Source organism: Brevibacterium sediminis, from assembly GCF_013623905.1.
Lineage (GTDB): Bacteria > Actinomycetota > Actinomycetes > Actinomycetales > Brevibacteriaceae > Brevibacterium > Brevibacterium sediminis.
Window position 1 is genome coordinate 243,732 of record NZ_JABKDD010000005.1, and the last position, 15,960, is coordinate 259,691.

The following is a 15,960-nucleotide window of genomic DNA, read 5'->3' on the forward strand; positions in this document are numbered from 1 at the left end:
AGGCGCCCGATTTCGGCCCCTGACCCAGGAGGACTCCATGCTCGAGAAGCGCACCACTGACAACAGCCTGTACTTCGAGGACCTCGAGGTCGGCCAGGTCTATCGGTCCCCCGCGCGGACGCTGACGGAAGCCGACCTCACAATGTTCTCGATGCTCTCGGGCGACTGGAACCAAGTCCATGCTGATGCCGAATACATGGAGGACCGAGGCGGACGGCTGTTGCACGGCGCCTTGGGAATCGCCGTCCTCACCGGGCTGATGGACCGAGCTGGCTGGTTCGCGCAATCGGCGATCGCCATGACCAGCCTCGACGACTGGAAGTTCCTCACGCCGCTGCGCATCGGAGACACGGTGACCCTCGAGATGGAGATCCTGTCCTGCCGTAAGGTCGCCGCGGGCGACAAGGGCTTCGTCGACCGGCGATTCACTCTGTTCAATCAGCACGGCGAGAAGGCGCAGGAGGGGAGATCCGGATTCCTCATCGAGCTGACACCTTCCACGCCGTGACCAAATAGGCCGATGACCCTCAGGCCTTATTCCGACCGATGAGCTGCTTGGCGATGACGTTCATCTGGATCTCGTTCGTGCCTTCGCCGACGATCATCAGCGGAGCATCACGGTAGTAGCGTTCGACGTCGTATTCGGTGGAGTATCCGTAACCGCCATGGACGCGGATGGCATCGAGGGCCACCTCGGCGGCCATCTCCGAGGCATAGAGCTTCGCCATTCCTGCCTCCATGTCCACACGCGCACCCGAATCATAGGTGCGGGCGGCGTGGAGGACGAGCTGCCGGGCGGCCTCGAGCTTCGTCGCCATCGTGGCGAGCTTGTTGCCCACCGACTGGTGCTTCCAGATCGGCTTGCCCATCGACTCGCGCTCCTGCGAGTACTTCACTGCATCATCGAGGGCGGCCTGCGCAACGCCGAGCGACCGGGACGCGACCTGGATGCGGCCGATCTCGAGGCCCTTCATCATCTGCTTGAACCCGACACCCTCGGCCTCACCCAGCAGCTGCGACTGCGGCTGCCGAAGACCGTCGAAGGACAGCTCGCAGGTCTCGACGCCCTTGTACCCGAGCTTCGACAGATCCTGGGAGACCGTGAAGCCCTCCCCCTTCTCCACGAGGATGATCGAGATGCCCTTGTGACGGGGTTCCGCCTCGGGGTCGGTCTTGCACAGCAGTGCGATGAGGTCGGATTTCCGGGCGTTCGTGATCCACGTCTTCGACCCGTTGATGACGTAGTCGTCACCGTCCTTCGCTGCTGTGGTGCGCATGGCCTGAAGGTCGGAGCCGCCGCCGGGTTCGGTCAGCGCCATCGTCGCTCGCAGCTCACCGGTGGCCATCCGAGGCAGGTACTTATCCTTCTGCTCCTGGGTGCCGTATTCCTGGAGGAGCTTCGCGACGACGGTGTGCCCGCCCATGGCACCGGCCAGGGACATCCACCCGCGAGCGAGCTCCTGAGTGATGAGCGCATAGGCCTCGGTCGAGACCTTGCCCATCCCCCACGGCTCGTCGATGGCGAGCCCGTAGATGCCCATGTCCTTCATCGTCTGTATCCACGCTTCCGGGTATTCGTTGGCGTGCTCGACCTTGTTGACGCTGGGCTTGACCTGCTCGTCGATGAATTCGGCGACCAGGTCGATCATCATCTGCTCTTCATTGCTCACTGCCATGGTGAAATCCTCTGTTCGTTCGTCATTTGGAAAGTTCAGTCCAGTCGGGTGCCGTCACGCACCGTGCGGGTCCGGCCGAGGCCCAGCGTCGGCGGACCGGTGCTGTCGAAGAAGTCATTGCCCTTGTCGTCGGTGATGATGAACGCAGGGAAGTCTTCGACGTGGATCTTCCACACTGCCTCCATCCCGAGCTCCTCCATATCGAGGACCTCGACCGAGGTGATGCAGTCCTGAGCCAGCCGGGCGGCAGGGCCGCCGATCGATCCGAGGTAGAAGCCGCCGAATTCAGCGCAGGAGCTCTTCACCTGCGCGGACCGATTGCCTTTGCCGAGCATGATCATCGATCCGCCGGCCTCCTGGAACTGCCGCACATAGGTGTCCATCCGCGATGAGGTGGTCGGACCGAACGACCCCGAGGGCATTCCCTCGGGTGTCTTCGCCGGTCCCGCATAGTAGATCGGATGGTCTTTGAAATACTCGGGAAGTTCCCCACCGGCATCGAGGCGGTCGCGCAGCTCCGCGTGGACGATGTCGCGGGCGACGACGACCGTTCCCGTCAGCGACACACGGTCTCCGACGGACAGTTCGGACAGCTGTTCCTGCAGACTCGGCATCGGTCGGTCGAGGTCGATGGCGGTGACATTGCCGGATTCGATCTCCTCGACGCGGCCCATCGCGGGCAGGAACCTCGCCGGATCGTGTTCGAGTTCTTCGATGAACACGCCGTCTGCGTTGATGCGGGCGATGATCTGCCGGTCGGCCGAACAGCTCACGGCGATCGCGATCGGCAGGGATCCGTTGTGCCGGGGCAGCCGGACGACGCGGACATCGTGGCAGAAGTACTTGCCGCCGAACTGGGCACCGAAGCCGAGGTTCTGGGTGAGTTCGAAGACGGTCTGCTCGAATTCCCGGTCCCTGAATCCGTGCCCCAATTCGGCGTCTCCGCTTTCCGGCAGGTCGTCGAGGTAGTGGGCACTGGCGAGTTTCGCGGTTTTGAGCGTGAATTCGGCCGACGGCCCGCCGATGACGACGGCCAGATGATAAGGAGGGCAGGCTGCGGTGCCGAGGGTGGAGATCTTCTCGGCGAGGAATTCGAGCATCGCCAACTCGTTGAGTACGGCCTTCGTCTTCTGATAGAGGAAGGACTTGTTCGCACTGCCTCCGCCCTTGGCCATGAACAGCAGCTCATAATCATCGGCGGGGCTCAGCGCCACCTCGATCTGGGCGGGCAGGTTGGTGCCGGTGTTCGATTCCTCGAACAGGCTCGTCGGCGCCAGCTGCGAGTAGCGAAGGTTGAGCTCTTCATAGGCGCGACCGATTCCACGCGACAGATGCCTGGCATCATCGCCGTCGGTGAGCACGTTCGGTCCGCGCTTGGCCGAGACGATCGCCGTGCCTGTGTCCTGACACATCGGCAAAATCTCCCCGGCCGAGACCGCGGCGTTCTGCAGCAGGTCGAGGGCGACGAAGACGTCGTTGTCGCTGGCTTCCGGATCGTCGATGATCGCGCGCAGGCTGGCCAGATGGTCTGTGCGCAGGTAGTGCGAGATCTCCTTGAAGGCGACCTCGGCGAGGTCGGACAGGGTCTCCGGCGCCACCGTAAGGAACGAGCGCGACGTCCCGCCCACCTCGACGGTGGTCGTCTCCACTCCCTCGATGTCGAGCCTGCGCATCCGCGGGCCCTCACCTTCGGTGGGCAGCAGAGGTGAGTAGGCGAAGTCAGGCTGTCCGTCCTCGACCGCCGAGGCGGCTCGACTGTCCGTCGTGCGTGCTGGTTCGCTGTCCATCGCCTTCAGATCACCCCGTTGTGGCGCAGTTCGCTGATCGCCTCGGCGTCCATTCCCAGCTCGCCGAGGATGGACTCCGAGTTCTGTCCCACCGCCGGGATCGGGTCCATGCGATGGCCCACCCCAGACATCTCGACCGGTGGTGCGAGCATGGAGATCGGACCGGCGGGGGTCTCGACCTCGTGCCAGCGGTGGCGTTCGGTCAGCTGCGGGTGGTCGGCGATCTCGCTCATATCGCGCTGCCTCGAGTGGGCGACCGCGGCTTGTTCGAGGAGGGCGTCGCAGGCTCCGCCGGTGAGGGCGGAGAAGGCTCGCTCGATGATCTCTTGGAGTTCGTGTCGGTGGGCGTAGCGGTGAGCGGCACGGTCGAAGCGTTCGTCGGTGACCATATCGGGACGGTCGAGAACCTGAGTGGCGAAGCGTTCCCATTCGCGTTCGTTCTGGATCGCGAGCATGATCTGAGTGCCATCGCCGCAGGTGAACGCGCCGTAGGGGGCGATGGCGGCGTGGGAGGTGCCGGCTCGGGTGGGACGGGTGCCGCCGTAGCGGGTGAAGTAGAGGGGGTAGCCCATCCATTCGACGAGGGAGTCGAAGAGGCTCGTCAACAGGGTGGCGCCAACACCGGTGCGCTCGCGGTTGTACAGAGCGGTGAGGATGCCTGAGTACGTGTACATTCCCGCGGCGATGTCTGCCGTCGAGATTCCCGTCTTCGCAGGGAACTCCTCTGTTCCGGTCACGGAGACCAGTCCTGCCTCGGCCTGCACAAGTGCATCGTAGGCCTTGGCATCTTTGTACGGCCCGTCCGTTCCGTATCCGGAGATCGAGGCGTGGATCAGCCGAGGGTTGATCGACCGAAGGTCTTCGGCACCGAGGCCGAGTCTCTCTGCCGCGCCGGGGGCGAAATTCTGGATGAAGACATCCGCCGAGGCGATGAGCTCGTGCAGGATCTTAAGTCCGTCGGGGCTCTTCAGGTCGAGCGCCAGGCTCTCCTTGTTGCGGTTGATCCACACGAAATGGCTTGAGAGTCCATTGACCGTCGTGTCGTATCCGCGGGCGAAGTCGCCGACGCCTGGGCGTTCGATCTTGATGACCCGGGCTCCGAGGTCCGCCAGCTGGCGTGAGGCGAAGGGGGCAGCGACTGCCTGCTCGCAGCTGATGACAGTAATGCCGGACAGCGGCAGGTTCGAGGCGGTCGCGTCGTCCTGGCCCGCGGGGCTCGGTACGGACGTCGGTGCAGCAGTGGCCATCGGCCCTCCACGACGAGGTATGAAACGTTGACATCCACATCATACATATCGTCACAGATAATGCATTCTTCGGTCTCAGTTGATGCCCGAGCCTGTAGACTGGGACCACCGAGACATGAAACTGACACCCCAACAGCGGGTGACGCATGAACGAAAGGCATCGGGTGGATCAGGAGTCGGCATCGACCAAACGGGACGTCATCGTCCTCGGCCTGCGCCGAAAGATCCTCTCCCGCGAGCTCGATCGCGGCGAACGACTGCGACAGGATCAGGTCGCCGACTGGTTCAATGCCTCCATCACGCCGGTCCGCGAGGCCCTGCGGATCCTCGAAGCCGAGGGTCTCGTCACCTCCGAAGCTCACCGCGGTGTACGCGTCGCCGGCGTCGACGTCGACCGTCTCAAGTCCCTCTTCGTCACCCGAAAGCTCACCGAGACCTTCGCCATCGCCCGTGCGACCACGCGGATCTCCAGACACGAGCTGCGCCAGGCCGAGCGCCTGCTCGAGGCGCTTGACGAGGCCAGCGCCGACGGTGATTCACTGGGACGCAACACCCGCAACGAGGAGTTCCACTTCTTCTTCTACGACCGCTGCGGAATGCCCGCGCTGCGCGACGACATCGCTGCACGCTGGCGAGCCTTCCCGTGGGACCTCACTCTCGACAGCCCCGAGAGACTCGACCAGGTGCACGCCGAACATCAGTCGATCGTCGACGCTGTCCGCGACGTCGATCCGGACGCGGCGGCGCGCCACCTCGGCGATCACATCACGAACGGCTTCCTCCGCCTGGCCGAGTCGACGACCGGTCAGGCAGTCTCCGACCCCTTCGACTTCGACACGGACTGACGCCCTCGAGGCAGGCCGCGAACTCTCAGTTCAACAAATAATGCATTCTTTTGCCGATCATATTGGAAATCAGCGAAAAGTCCTCTAGGCTCGTGAACGGTCGATCGAGAACCTGACTCGGCACGAACTCTCCGCACGGCAATGACCAGCCGTCGAAATGGCGGGCTCGTCCGTCCGCACACTCCCGATCGGCATCGCCCCTGGCCAACCAGACTGGAGCTGACGATGACGTCAATGAGACGACCGAGGTGGAAGCCGCTCATCGCGGGCCTCTCGATAAGCCTCCTGCTGCTGAGCGGATGCAATCCCGCACGCAGCGGAGACCAACAGAAATTCGAACTGCGCTTCGCCCATGTCACCTCGGTGGGCACACCGAAGGGACTGGCCGCAGACTTCTTCGCCGAACAGGTCGAGAAGAAGTCCGGCGGCCGCATCGAGGTCGAGGTGTTCCCGAACTCGGAACTCTACGGCGATAAGGACGAGATGCAGGCCATCCAGTCCAATGCCGTCCAGGTCTTGGCCCCGGCGAGCGCGAAGTTCACGACGATCGCACCGAGCCTGCAGGTTCTCGACCTGCCGTTCATCTTCGACGACCCCGACGAGATCCCCGAGGTCGCCAGTCCCGATACCGAGATCGGCAAGGCCATCTACGCGAACCCCGATCTCGAGGAGAACGGGCTCAAGGTCCTCGGTCTGTGGGATTCGGGCATGAAGCAGATCCACTCGAACAACAAGACGCTGAAACCCGAAGACATGAGGGGCAAGAAGTACCGCATTCAGCCCTCGGACGTGCTGCGCACCCAGTTCGAGACCTGGGGTGGGATTCCGACTCCGCTTGCGTTCGCCGAGGTCTACAGCGGACTGCAGCAGGGTCTCATCGACGGAGGCGAGAACACCTACTCGAACATCCAGTCGCAGAACATGCACACCGTCCAGAAGTACGTGACCGAACTCGATCACGGCTACATCGGCTACATCCTCACGGTGAACAAGCGCTGGTACGACGAGCTTCCCGACGATCTGCAGACCGCAGTCGACGAGGCTGCCGATGAGGCCAGCGAATTCAACCGCAAGGAAGCTCAGAAGGTCAACGAAGAGTCGAAGCAGACCATCGAGGAATCCGGCGGCACGGAGATCGTCATCCCGAGCAAGGAAGAGCGTCAAGCCTTCAAGGACATGGTCGTGCCGTCCGAATACGAGAAGTACCGCGACGTCATCGGTCCCGAGGTCGTCGACGAGCTCCTCGAACGCAACGAGAAGAGGGGCTGATGATGAAGACCATCGACAAGTACCTCAGTCGGCTCGAGAACTTCCTGGCCGGCGGCTGCCTCATCGCGGCCACCGCCTTGGCGGTCTTCGCCGTGCTTCTGCGCAATATCACCGGTGACGTCCTCTTCTGGTCCGAGGAGGCGGTCATCTACCTCATCATCTTCTCGACGTTCTTCGGCGCGGTGGTCACCCTGCGCCACAACGAGCACGTCGCCGTCGACATCATGCCGGCTCTGCTCAAGGGCAAGGCGAAGAAGTTCTTCGTCGTCCTCGGCGGACTGGCCACTCTGGTCTACGCAGGCTTCATCGCCTACCTGTCGTGGGCGCTCATCACCGAACCGTTCTCGCGGACGACTATCACCCCGGCGCTCAAGCTGCCGCTGTGGGTCGTCGAACTCTCGCTGGCCGTAGGCATGACTCTGTTCTTCATCCGCGCCGTTGAGATGACCATCCGTGCCCTGCGCACTCCTGCGACGGAACTCGACAAGGATGTCCTCGCCGAGGAGGCCGCCGCCGTCGGCATCGACGTCGAAGACATCGCGATCGTCGATGACGGAAGCGACCGCACAAACCGCACGGACGGAGCCAACGGGGGCGACCGCCTCGGCGATGGCGGGACCGACGAGAAGGGAGGCGATCGCTGATGTTCGAAGCCACCATCGTCCTCATCGTCGTCCTCATCGCACTGCTCGTCACCTCGGCGCCGATCGCGGTCGCTTTGGGTCTGACGAGCATCGTCTACTTCTACTACTTCACGCTCATTCCGATGACCCAGGTTTCGGAACGGCTGTTCAATGCGCTTAACTCGTTCCCGCTCATGGCGATCCCGTTCTTCATCCTCGCGGCGAACATCATGTCCCGCGGCGGGATCTCCCGACGGCTGACCGACTTCGGTGCGGCCATGGTCGGGCATCTGCGCGGCGGCATGGCGATCACCACGGTGCTCGCGTGCATGTTCTTCGCCGCGGTCTCCGGGTCCTCACCGGCCACGGTCGTCGCGGTCGGTGCGCTGATGATTCCGGCGATGATCAAGAACGGGTACCCGAAGGAGTTCTCCACGGGACTCGTCGCCACCTCGGGGTCGTTGGGCATCCTCATCCCGCCGTCGATTCCGCTCATCGTCTTCGGCATCGCCACCGAGCAGAACATCGGCGACCTGTTCCTCGCAGGCGTCCTGCCGGGCATCCTCGCCGGCGTGATGCTGTTGGGCATGGCTGTGTTCGTCGCTTGGAAGAAGGGCTACGGTCACGCCGGGGTCGGCTTCCGGATGTCGAACAAGGACAAGTTGAAGGCGTTCCGGGATGCGATTCTCGCTCTTGCGCTGCCGTTCCTCGTCCTCGGCGGAATCTACTCCGGATGGTTCACCCCCACCGAGGCGGCCGCCGTGGCCGTCGCTTATTCGCTGGTCGTGTCGCTGCTCATCTACCGCGAGATCAAGATCTCGCAGCTGTGGGAGGTCACGCTGGCGTCGGTGAAGACCTCGGCGATGGTCATGTTCATCATCGCCAACGGCATTCTCTTCACCTTCGTGCTCGCCAGTGAGCGGATCCCGGGTCAGATCTCGACGACGATCACCGAATGGGACCTGCAGCCGTGGCAGTTCCTCATCCTCGTCAACATCCTGCTGCTGTTCGTCGGCTGTGTGATGGAGACATCCTCGGCGATCCTCATCCTCGCCCCGATCCTGCTGCCGATCGCGATGGAGCTGGGCATCGACCCGATCCACTTCGGCATCATCGTGGTGATGAACCTCGAGATCGGCATGATCACACCGCCGCTCGGCCTCAACCTGTTCGTCGCCTCGGGCATGTCCGGGATGAGCGTGATGGGAGTGGCGAAAGCCGCGATCCCGAGTGCGCTGGTGCTGCTGGCGGCACTCGTACTGGTCACGTTCGTGCCGTTCTTCGCCACAGCGTTCGTGGGGTGACACTTCGGCAGTGATGACCGACCGTTGCGGGGCGGCGTTTGTGAAGTTTCGCTTACGTCGCCCCGTTTCTATTCCTACTACAGACATCAACCAGCATCTGCCGTTCTAGGACACCGAACCGGCTCCGTGTCAGTACCGGACGAAAGAATTTGTCTACGAATGGCAAGCCCGCAAGAGCACCCGGTTATGGATGAGGAAGCGATGATGAAGACTCTTCGGACCAAAATGTTGCAACTGTTCCTCTGGTGCCGCAAAGTTTTCGAAGCCGGCTCTACAAAGTGGTGGCCCGGGCTTGCGCTTATTCTCGTCGGACTCCTTGTATCCGCAATTCTGTACTTGCTCGTCGAGTACGTCTTCGCCCACTCGTTGATTTCAGTCGGTTGGCATGAGGCAATGCCAAAGATCGCATCGGTGTTCACAAGCCCATTGATCGTCACTGGTGTTTATATGCTGATATTCCATTTGCGAGCAAAACATCGGGCCGACCCTCTCTTCATCGTTGTCGGCTCTGCCCGGCTCGGCTATTGGTTGTGGGGGCTGACAACAACGCTGATCTGTGTAGCTGGACCAGCTTTATGGCTCACCGGGGTCAGCCCTATGGCCGGGGCCACAGCCGCTTTCTCGGCCGTGTTCATCACGATCGGAGCCACGCTGGTAGAGCAGCCAAAGCCCGAGATGAAGATCAATTCCCTTCTCCTCTTGAAGCGAGTCGCGAACTGGCAACTTATTTCTGGAAGCGCAGTGATAGCAATGTTGTATGAGTCTCCCAAGCCTCATATGAATCTGTTTACTCAGCTTGGTGACAACAGAGGATTCATGTTCTACCTCATGATGTTGTGGGTGATCGGCGCTGGTGGACTCACTGTTCTACTTGAGCCTCTCAAATACAAGTTGGAAGAGGAAAGAACCTCTGCGCCACCATCTGCCTCTTGGTACAGCAGTTCTCGATATGTTTGATGGATTTGCCTAGTTCGATCCCTTGACTTCGAGTGCACTCAAACCTCTAGCGTTGGCGCTATGCCACCTACTACGGACAGTGCATCGATTCCGATCGAGACCCTATCGATCAGCGAAGTCTGCAACCGACTCGGCATCACAGCACACACTGCGCGGTACTACGAACGCATAGGGCTGCTCCACGTGGGACGTTCACCCTCAGGTCGCCGCGTCTTCGACCAGAGAGCCGTCGACCGGCTCGATTTCCTCGTGCGCATGCGGTCCTCGGGCATGGGCATCTCCGAACTCACCCGCTATGTCGACCTCGTCAACCAGGGCGAGTCGACCACACCTGAACGCCTGCAGATTATGCGCGACCAACGGCAGCGGATCATCGAGCAGATCCGCGACCTCGAACGAGCACTGACCGCCACCGAATACAAGATCGCCGTCTACGGCGGCGCTCCCGACGACACTTCTCATTCTCCGAAAGGACACCACTCATGACCACCACAACCAGCCGCCTCGGCGACCTCGAGGTCTCCCCCATCGGCTTCGGCTGCATGGCCCTGTCCCACGTGTATGGCGGCACCACTGACGACGATGCACGCGCCACACTTGGCAAGGTGGTCGACGCCGGCATCACTCTGCTCGACACTGCCGACGTCTACGGCGAACCTCGCGAGGGCACCACCGGTCCCGCTGGAACGAACGAGGAGATGCTCGCTCCGTTCCTCGCCAGGCGCCGCGATGATGTCCAGCTCGCCACGAAATTCGGCATCACCGGGCTGCGAACGCTCTCCGACGGATCGACGAAACGAACCGACGGACGGCCCGAGTACGCACACGAAGCGTGCGACGCTTCGCTGCGCCGCCTCGGCGTGGATTCGATCGATCTCTACTATCTGCATCGGCCGGATCCCGATGTTCCCATCGAGGACACGGTCGGGGCGATGGCCGAGCTGGTCACGGCCGGCAAGGTCGCGCACATCGGACTGTCCGAGGTCACCGCGGACGAGCTGCGTCGTGCCCATGCGATCCACCCGATCACCGCGGTCCAATCCGAATGGAGCCTGTGGTCGCGTGATGTTGAAGACCACGTTGTGCCCGCCTGCGCGAAGCTCGGGGTCGGGTTCGTCCCGTACAGCCCGCTGGGTCGCGGATTCCTCACCGGAACCCTGACGAAGGACCAGGTGGCAGGCGATGTCCGCGGCGGGACCGCGCGCATGGGTGATGCGTGGGATGCCAACCAGCGGATCGTCTCCATCGTCGCCGAGGTGGCCGACCGTCACGGAGCGACCAATGCTCAGGTGGCGTTGGGTTGGCTCCTTCACCGTGCAGCAGAGATGGGAGTCGGCGCGGTTCCGATTCCGGGCTCCCGCAAGCCCGAACGCAGTCTGGAGAACTTCGGCGCTCTCGACTTGCGGCTCGAGCCTGAAGACATGCGGCGACTTGATGAGATCCGCACCCTCGTCGAAGGCGGTCGCAACATCGTCGACAACCCGAAGTGGATCAGTTCCGGACGGGAGTGAAGGACACGCGAAACAGCAGCGTATGAATCCCGCAAACGGTAGCGTATAGACTCCGCAAACAGTAGCGTAGCCGATCGTCGGCAACGTCGGATTGCCCGAACATCACCCACCCTGACCTGGTACTTTACCGTTCGTCACGCCTCAACCAATAAAACCCATCACCGACTCCTTGACCTGCAGGGCAGCGAGGAACCCGAACAGGGCCAAGCACACGGCCAGCAGCACGTTCGACCACTTCGTGTTGCGCAGCTGAGCCGGAACGGATGAGCGGTTGAGGATGACGAGCAGCGCCAGGGCGAGCACCGGCAGGATGAACGCGCTGATCGCCGCGTAGACGAGCACGAGGGTGACGGGTTTGCCGAGGCTCATGATGACCAACGTCGCGATCGAAAGGTAGACGAGGACGCCGCGGAACTCGATCGACCTCGCCGACATCTCATTGGCCGGCTCGTCCTGGTGCGGGTACCGACGCAGCACGCGCAGGCAGTCGGCAGTGACGTAGGCAATGCCCGAGAACCCGCCGAGGACACTCGTGTACACCACGGCGAGGAAGCTGATGAGGAACACCAACCGCCCGGTCTCACCGATCCGACCCACCAGGTCATCGGCGATCGCGAACAGCGCATCATTGTCCGCAATAGTGAAGCCCTGCCCGTAGAGGATGAAGGCTCCCACAGCGCTCATCGCCACGGCGAAGATGAAGACGAGTCCATAGCTGATGACGAGGTCAAGGCGGACGACCGGCTTCCAGTCAGGGGTCCGCCACGCCTTCTCGCGGATCCAGAACGAGTAGGCGAGGATGCCGGTCGCTCCCCCGACCCCGCCGATGAGCGACATCACCGTGATGATCGAAGTGTTCGGGAACGTCGGCACGATCGTCTCTGCGGCGACCGCTTGAGCGTCCTGGCCTTGGAACACTGAGATCGCCAGGGCCAGGATGCCGAAGAACATGATGATTCCGAAGCCCATCATGGCCTTTTCGACGATCCCGTAGCGGCCGATGCCGACAAGCACCGCCGCGGACAGCAGCACAACGATCGCGGTCGGCCAGAACGGCAGAACCGGGAAGATCGCCTGCAGAATCGTCGTCGTCACCGCGACGACTCCAGCTCCGAAGAACAGCCCGACGAGCAGCTCCGCGATGAGGAACAGCACGGGGAACGTCCGCCCGCCAAATCGAGTGAGATGGGAGATCAGGGACCGGTCGCCGCTCATCTGCAGCCGCGACACCGCCTCGGAGAGGACGAACTTGAGGATGATGCCGACCGTGAACACCCAGATGAGCGCCAGACCATATTCGGCGCCGGAGTTCATCGTCGTGATCATGTCCGAAGCGCCGACGCTGGCCAGTGCCAACACGATCCCCGGACCGATGAGGCGGAGGCGTCCAGCCCATGATGTCGGCGCCGAGGCGGCGTTCTTCGTCTGCGATGTCGTTTCGGCGGACATTGGCGGGGTGGGCTCCTTCACGTGGGTTCGTCGACGCCGCCGGAATCGTTCGCACGGGCATCGTTCGCTCAGGAGAGTATGGCCGAGGTCGTCACATTCCGGGACGAAAGTCTCACCACCCGGGAAACGCCGCTACCTCAATCCGTTCCGCAACGCTCCGCGTCAACCGCTCAAGGCCCATTCTAGTCGCCGAATCCGAGGCCGATTCGCAGTCTTCGAGCGTATATTCGACGCCATGGCTGACGCACTCGATGAGGGACCCTTCTTCCATGGCACCCGTGCCGAACTCGCTCCCGGAGACCTGCTGACCGCAGGCTTCGCCTCGAACTACCGACCCGAAGTGACGATGAATCACATCTACTTCACGGCCCTGCCCGACGGTGCAGGATTAGCCGCCGAGGTGGCCGCCCTCAACGGCGGACAACCGCACGTCTACGAGGTCGAACCCCTCGGCGACTACGTCGACGACCCGAACGTCACCGACAAGAAGTTCCCCGGCAACCCCACCCGCTCATTCCGCAGCACCGAACCGCTGCGCATCGTCCGCGAGCTCACCGACTGGAAACGCCTGAGCGAGCAGGACCTGCAGATGTGGCGCGAACGCCTCGCCGCCATCCGTGAGGATGACAGCAAAGAGATCATCAACTGACACCGCCGAGGCGGCACAGCGCTGTCCGGTGCGCCCGCGTGGGCTCAGTCCTGCTTGGCTCCGAAGACAGGGTGGTCGCTGGCGATCGAGATGCGGTTGAACGCGTTGATGAGGATCGTCGACCATTCGATCGCAGAGATCTGTTCGGTCGTCAGGTACTGCGCCACCTCAGCGGCGATCGCGTCCCGATCCTCCGTCTTGTCCAGCACGGTCAACGACTCGGCCAGGGTCAGCGCCGCGAATTCCTGATCGGTGAAGATCTCGGCCTCATGCCAGCTCGGCAGCACGTCGAGCTTGAGCTGGGAGACGCCGGCCTTCCTGGCCGCCGGGGCATGGATGCTCAGGCAGGTGCGGCAGCCGTTGATCTGCGAGACCCGCGTATTCACGAGCTCGATGAGCGCATCGTCGAGCCCCGCTTCGCGCGACGCCTTCCGCGAACTCGCGGCCGCCTGGGCCAGCGCCTTGTAGTTCTCGGGGTGGATCTTGTCGATGAATGGTCGACTTGCGTTGCTCATGCCCTCACTCACGCCTGTCGCTTGACGATGTCGATGTCGGCGCCCGTCGCATTGCGGAACTTTCCGCCTTGAGCGATGTAGTCGTCGCCGGTCTCCTTCAGCTTCTTGACGAAGAGCGGGCAGACGGGCACGACGGTCACACCACGCTCACGGGAGTCATCGAGCGCCTCGGCGACGAGGAACTTCGACAGCCCGCGGCCGCCGAACTGCTCGTCGACGACCGTGTGGTGGAAGATGCGTTCGGTCTCCGCGTCGGGTCCGGGCAGGAAGAATGCGCTCCCGGCGACTGTCCCATCGGCCACGGCGACTTCGTAGGCCTGAGTTGATTCGTTCAGCGAGACCGTGACCTCGGCCCCGGTCTTGTCTTCGAATGTCTTCGACATGGTTGACGCTCCTTCTGCTGTGGCGGCTGGGTCTCGGGTTCTACGGTGCCGGCTGACTGACGCGGCGAATTCGGTCGCCGCTGACTAGGACAGAAATCGGCGCGAACTTATTCCGCGGGCCCTCCCTGGACCTGCGGGGGCGGATTCCTCCGCGCTTTGATCGTCACGTCGGGCATCCTCGGCGCGGGGAGCCTGCCCATCCCATCGGCGTTCTGACCGGGCCCGCCCTTGCCGACGTATCCCTCGACGGCGCCGAAGCGATCGCCCTCGGCCTGCCATTCCTCGCGGTACCGGGCGATCTCCTCGTGCGTGCGGCCGATGAAATTCCACCACATGACGATCTCTTCGCCGAAGGGCTCGCCACCGATGAGGATGAGTCGGCCGGGTTCGTCGCCGCGGTTGGCGATGCGCAGCTCCTCGACGCCGGTGCCCGTGTAGCCGATCGCCGCGACCGGAAGATCGACGTTCTCCAGTGCGATATCACCGGAATCGACGAGGAGGCCGTGCTCGAACCGCGGATCGACGGGCAGGTCGATGGTTGCGCCCGGATCGAGGCGGATCTCCGCCCCGAGCAGCGGAGAGTGCGTCTTCACGGGCGACGAACCTTCGCCGAGGCGGCCGAGGAAGACGAGCATCTCCCCGCCGTCAAGCGACACCGGCTCGGGTTCGAAGTGCTCGAATTCGCGTTCGGGCTGGTGGCGAGCGGCATCGGGCAGAGCCAGCCACAGTTGGACGCCGTGCAGGGTCGTCGTGTCGTCGGTCGAGACCTCGGAGTGGCAGATGCCGGCGCCGGCGGTCATGAGGTTGACCTCACCAGGCAGAACGAGGCCCGCGTTGCCGCCGGAGTCGATGTGCTGGATGGCGCCTTCGAACAGCCAGCTGACGGTCTGCAGACCGGTGTGCGGGTGGGGTGCGACGTCCATCCCACCAGTGACGGAGACATCGGCCGGGCCGTAGTGGTCGACGAAGCACCACGGACCGATGAGGGAGCGCTGGCGCTGCGGCAGGGTCCGCCGCACGGTCATCGCGCGGGGCCCGCCCAACGGCACGTCGCGGGAGGAGATGATTTCGACAGGGGAACGTCCCTGCTGATCACAGGCCGGCCCGGGCAGTCCCCCGGCCTTGCAGACGACCCGCTCGGGACGGGTCTCAACGTTGCTCATGGCCACAGCCTAGCCGTCTTCTCACTGGGCGGGGAGGGGCCTACTCTCCCCTGCGGATCGCTCCCCTACCCCACCGGGCAGATCTTGGACACGAGCTGGAAGATCTCCTCCGCCTCGGCGTCCGTGAGACCGGAGAAGGCGGAGATGATGATCTCACCGTTCGTCTCAGCCGCCTCGGCGCAGAGCTTCTGCCCCGCCTCGGTGAGGGCGACGAGCACACCGCGGTGATCCTCCGGGTCGGGCTCCTGGGTCACGAGCCCGCGCCCCTCGAGTTTGCCGAGCAGGCGGCTGAGCGCACTGCGGCTGATCACCAGACTGCGCAGCAGGTCGCGGTGCCTGACCTGCGCCGAGGTCGACGCGTTGATGAGCACATCGAATTCGTTGGCGCTGAGCCCGTGACGGGTCCGAAACTCGTGTTCGAACCGCGTCATGAAGTCCTGATATTTCTCCATCATCAACCGCCAGGCCGCGATCTTGATCGGGCCGTTCTGCCTGATCATGCTGCTGACGGGAGTCGTCTCTTCCATCTGCCCTTCTATCCCTCACGAACTGCCGGCTGACGTGTCGGGCGGCACATTTGTT

Annotated in this window: 17 protein-coding genes; 9 read left to right on the forward strand and 8 right to left on the reverse strand. The window is 63.1% G+C overall.

Annotated features, from left to right (window positions below):
* Positions 1–37: 37 nt before the first annotated feature.
* A complete protein-coding gene (locus HK108_RS09975) occupies positions 38–508 on the forward strand; it encodes a MaoC/PaaZ C-terminal domain-containing protein (RefSeq protein ID WP_181271407.1) in 471 nt (156 codons plus the stop codon).
* A 19-nt stretch (positions 509–527) separates the two neighbouring features.
* On the opposite strand, the gene HK108_RS09980 is transcribed toward HK108_RS09975, so the two are convergent.
* The 3 genes from HK108_RS09980 to HK108_RS09990 are packed head-to-tail and all read right to left on the reverse strand — an operon-like array spanning position 528 to position 4,710.
* Positions 528–1,676 carry an acyl-CoA dehydrogenase family protein gene (locus HK108_RS09980; protein ID WP_139469507.1) on the reverse strand — a complete coding sequence of 383 codons (1,149 nt, stop codon included), beginning with the start codon at positions 1,674–1,676 and terminating at the stop codon, positions 528–530.
* A 35-nt stretch (positions 1,677–1,711) separates the two neighbouring features.
* The gene (locus tag HK108_RS09985; RefSeq protein WP_181271408.1) at positions 1,712–3,463 is read right to left on the reverse strand and encodes a FumA C-terminus/TtdB family hydratase beta subunit; all 1,752 of its coding nucleotides are present in this window, start codon (positions 3,461–3,463) and stop codon (positions 1,712–1,714) included.
* A gap of 5 nt (positions 3,464–3,468) precedes the next feature.
* On the reverse strand, positions 3,469–4,710 hold the full coding sequence (locus HK108_RS09990) for a CaiB/BaiF CoA transferase family protein (RefSeq protein WP_181271409.1): 1,242 nt from the start codon (positions 4,708–4,710) through the stop codon (positions 3,469–3,471).
* Between the two features lie 146 nt (positions 4,711–4,856).
* Here HK108_RS09990 and HK108_RS09995 point away from each other — a divergent pair, with 146 nt between their 5' ends.
* The 7 genes from HK108_RS09995 (at position 4,857) to HK108_RS10025 (ending at position 11,219) form a co-directional block, all read left to right on the forward strand.
* Positions 4,857–5,555 (forward strand): GntR family transcriptional regulator, encoded by a 699-nt coding sequence (locus HK108_RS09995; protein WP_139469509.1) that lies wholly within the window; start codon positions 4,857–4,859, stop codon positions 5,553–5,555.
* Between the two features lie 234 nt (positions 5,556–5,789).
* Positions 5,790–6,824 carry a DctP family TRAP transporter solute-binding subunit gene (locus tag HK108_RS10000; protein WP_181271410.1) on the forward strand — a complete coding sequence of 345 codons (1,035 nt, stop codon included), beginning with the start codon at positions 5,790–5,792 and terminating at the stop codon, positions 6,822–6,824.
* Positions 6,824–7,468: a TRAP transporter small permease gene (locus tag HK108_RS10005; RefSeq protein WP_172172685.1), complete on the forward strand. Its 645-nt coding sequence runs from the start codon at positions 6,824–6,826 to the stop codon at positions 7,466–7,468. Before HK108_RS10000 ends, HK108_RS10005 begins: the two co-directional genes overlap by 1 nt.
* The gene (locus HK108_RS10010) at positions 7,468–8,751 is read left to right on the forward strand and encodes a TRAP transporter large permease (RefSeq protein WP_139469512.1); all 1,284 of its coding nucleotides are present in this window, start codon (positions 7,468–7,470) and stop codon (positions 8,749–8,751) included. The genes HK108_RS10005 and HK108_RS10010 overlap by 1 nt, the downstream gene beginning before the upstream one ends.
* A gap of 186 nt (positions 8,752–8,937) precedes the next feature.
* Complete coding sequence (locus HK108_RS10015) at positions 8,938–9,708, forward strand: hypothetical protein (RefSeq protein ID WP_139469513.1); 771 nt, start codon at positions 8,938–8,940, stop codon at positions 9,706–9,708.
* Positions 9,709–9,768: 60 nt separating this feature from the next.
* Complete coding sequence (locus HK108_RS10020; protein WP_139469514.1) at positions 9,769–10,194, forward strand: MerR family transcriptional regulator; 426 nt, start codon at positions 9,769–9,771, stop codon at positions 10,192–10,194.
* Complete coding sequence (locus tag HK108_RS10025) at positions 10,191–11,219, forward strand: aldo/keto reductase (protein ID WP_181271411.1); 1,029 nt, start codon at positions 10,191–10,193, stop codon at positions 11,217–11,219. The genes HK108_RS10020 and HK108_RS10025 overlap by 4 nt, the downstream gene beginning before the upstream one ends.
* A gap of 141 nt (positions 11,220–11,360) precedes the next feature.
* Here the strand turns inward: HK108_RS10025 and HK108_RS10030 are convergent, their stop codons facing one another.
* Complete coding sequence (locus HK108_RS10030) at positions 11,361–12,668, reverse strand: Nramp family divalent metal transporter (RefSeq protein WP_139469516.1); 1,308 nt, start codon at positions 12,666–12,668, stop codon at positions 11,361–11,363.
* Positions 12,669–12,903: 235 nt separating this feature from the next.
* Between HK108_RS10030 and arr the strand changes: the two genes are divergently transcribed.
* Positions 12,904–13,317: an NAD(+)--rifampin ADP-ribosyltransferase gene (gene arr / locus HK108_RS10035; RefSeq protein ID WP_139469517.1), complete on the forward strand. Its 414-nt coding sequence runs from the start codon at positions 12,904–12,906 to the stop codon at positions 13,315–13,317.
* A 44-nt stretch (positions 13,318–13,361) separates the two neighbouring features.
* On the opposite strand, the gene HK108_RS10040 is transcribed toward arr, so the two are convergent.
* From HK108_RS10040 to HK108_RS10055, 4 genes are all read right to left on the reverse strand, one after another.
* Complete coding sequence (locus HK108_RS10040; RefSeq protein WP_139469518.1) at positions 13,362–13,832, reverse strand: carboxymuconolactone decarboxylase family protein; 471 nt, start codon at positions 13,830–13,832, stop codon at positions 13,362–13,364.
* A gap of 8 nt (positions 13,833–13,840) precedes the next feature.
* Positions 13,841–14,215 (reverse strand): GNAT family N-acetyltransferase, encoded by a 375-nt coding sequence (locus tag HK108_RS10045; RefSeq protein ID WP_181271412.1) that lies wholly within the window; start codon positions 14,213–14,215, stop codon positions 13,841–13,843.
* Between the two features lie 107 nt (positions 14,216–14,322).
* The gene (locus tag HK108_RS10050; RefSeq protein WP_181271413.1) at positions 14,323–15,378 is read right to left on the reverse strand and encodes a pirin family protein; all 1,056 of its coding nucleotides are present in this window, start codon (positions 15,376–15,378) and stop codon (positions 14,323–14,325) included.
* Positions 15,379–15,443: 65 nt separating this feature from the next.
* Positions 15,444–15,905 carry a MarR family winged helix-turn-helix transcriptional regulator gene (locus tag HK108_RS10055; RefSeq protein ID WP_139906619.1) on the reverse strand — a complete coding sequence of 154 codons (462 nt, stop codon included), beginning with the start codon at positions 15,903–15,905 and terminating at the stop codon, positions 15,444–15,446.
* Positions 15,906–15,960 lie beyond the last annotated feature (55 nt).

Bases quoted from the DNA above. Each gene is read 5' to 3' on its own strand.
- HK108_RS09975 (WP_181271407.1), top strand. From the start codon at position 38: ATGCTCGAGAAGCGCACCACTGACAACAGCCTGTACTTCGAGGACCTC.
- HK108_RS09980 (WP_139469507.1), bottom strand. From the start codon at position 1,676: ATGGCAGTGAGCAATGAAGAGCAGATGATGATCGACCTGGTCGCCGAA.
- HK108_RS09985 (WP_181271408.1), bottom strand. From the start codon at position 3,463: ATGGACAGCGAACCAGCACGCACGACGGACAGTCGAGCCGCCTCGGCG.
- HK108_RS09990 (WP_181271409.1), bottom strand. From the start codon at position 4,710: ATGGCCACTGCTGCACCGACGTCCGTACCGAGCCCCGCGGGCCAGGAC.
- HK108_RS09995 (WP_139469509.1), top strand. From the start codon at position 4,857: ATGAACGAAAGGCATCGGGTGGATCAGGAGTCGGCATCGACCAAACGG.
- HK108_RS10000 (WP_181271410.1), top strand. From the start codon at position 5,790: ATGAGACGACCGAGGTGGAAGCCGCTCATCGCGGGCCTCTCGATAAGC.
- HK108_RS10005 (WP_172172685.1), top strand. From the start codon at position 6,824: ATGATGAAGACCATCGACAAGTACCTCAGTCGGCTCGAGAACTTCCTG.
- HK108_RS10010 (WP_139469512.1), top strand. From the start codon at position 7,468: ATGTTCGAAGCCACCATCGTCCTCATCGTCGTCCTCATCGCACTGCTC.
- HK108_RS10015 (WP_139469513.1), top strand. From the start codon at position 8,938: ATGGATGAGGAAGCGATGATGAAGACTCTTCGGACCAAAATGTTGCAA.
- HK108_RS10020 (WP_139469514.1), top strand. From the start codon at position 9,769: ATGCCACCTACTACGGACAGTGCATCGATTCCGATCGAGACCCTATCG.
- HK108_RS10025 (WP_181271411.1), top strand. From the start codon at position 10,191: ATGACCACCACAACCAGCCGCCTCGGCGACCTCGAGGTCTCCCCCATC.
- HK108_RS10030 (WP_139469516.1), bottom strand. From the start codon at position 12,668: ATGTCCGCCGAAACGACATCGCAGACGAAGAACGCCGCCTCGGCGCCG.
- arr (WP_139469517.1), top strand. From the start codon at position 12,904: ATGGCTGACGCACTCGATGAGGGACCCTTCTTCCATGGCACCCGTGCC.
- HK108_RS10040 (WP_139469518.1), bottom strand. From the start codon at position 13,832: ATGAGCAACGCAAGTCGACCATTCATCGACAAGATCCACCCCGAGAAC.
- HK108_RS10045 (WP_181271412.1), bottom strand. From the start codon at position 14,215: ATGTCGAAGACATTCGAAGACAAGACCGGGGCCGAGGTCACGGTCTCG.
- HK108_RS10050 (WP_181271413.1), bottom strand. From the start codon at position 15,378: ATGAGCAACGTTGAGACCCGTCCCGAGCGGGTCGTCTGCAAGGCCGGG.
- HK108_RS10055 (WP_139906619.1), bottom strand. From the start codon at position 15,905: ATGGAAGAGACGACTCCCGTCAGCAGCATGATCAGGCAGAACGGCCCG.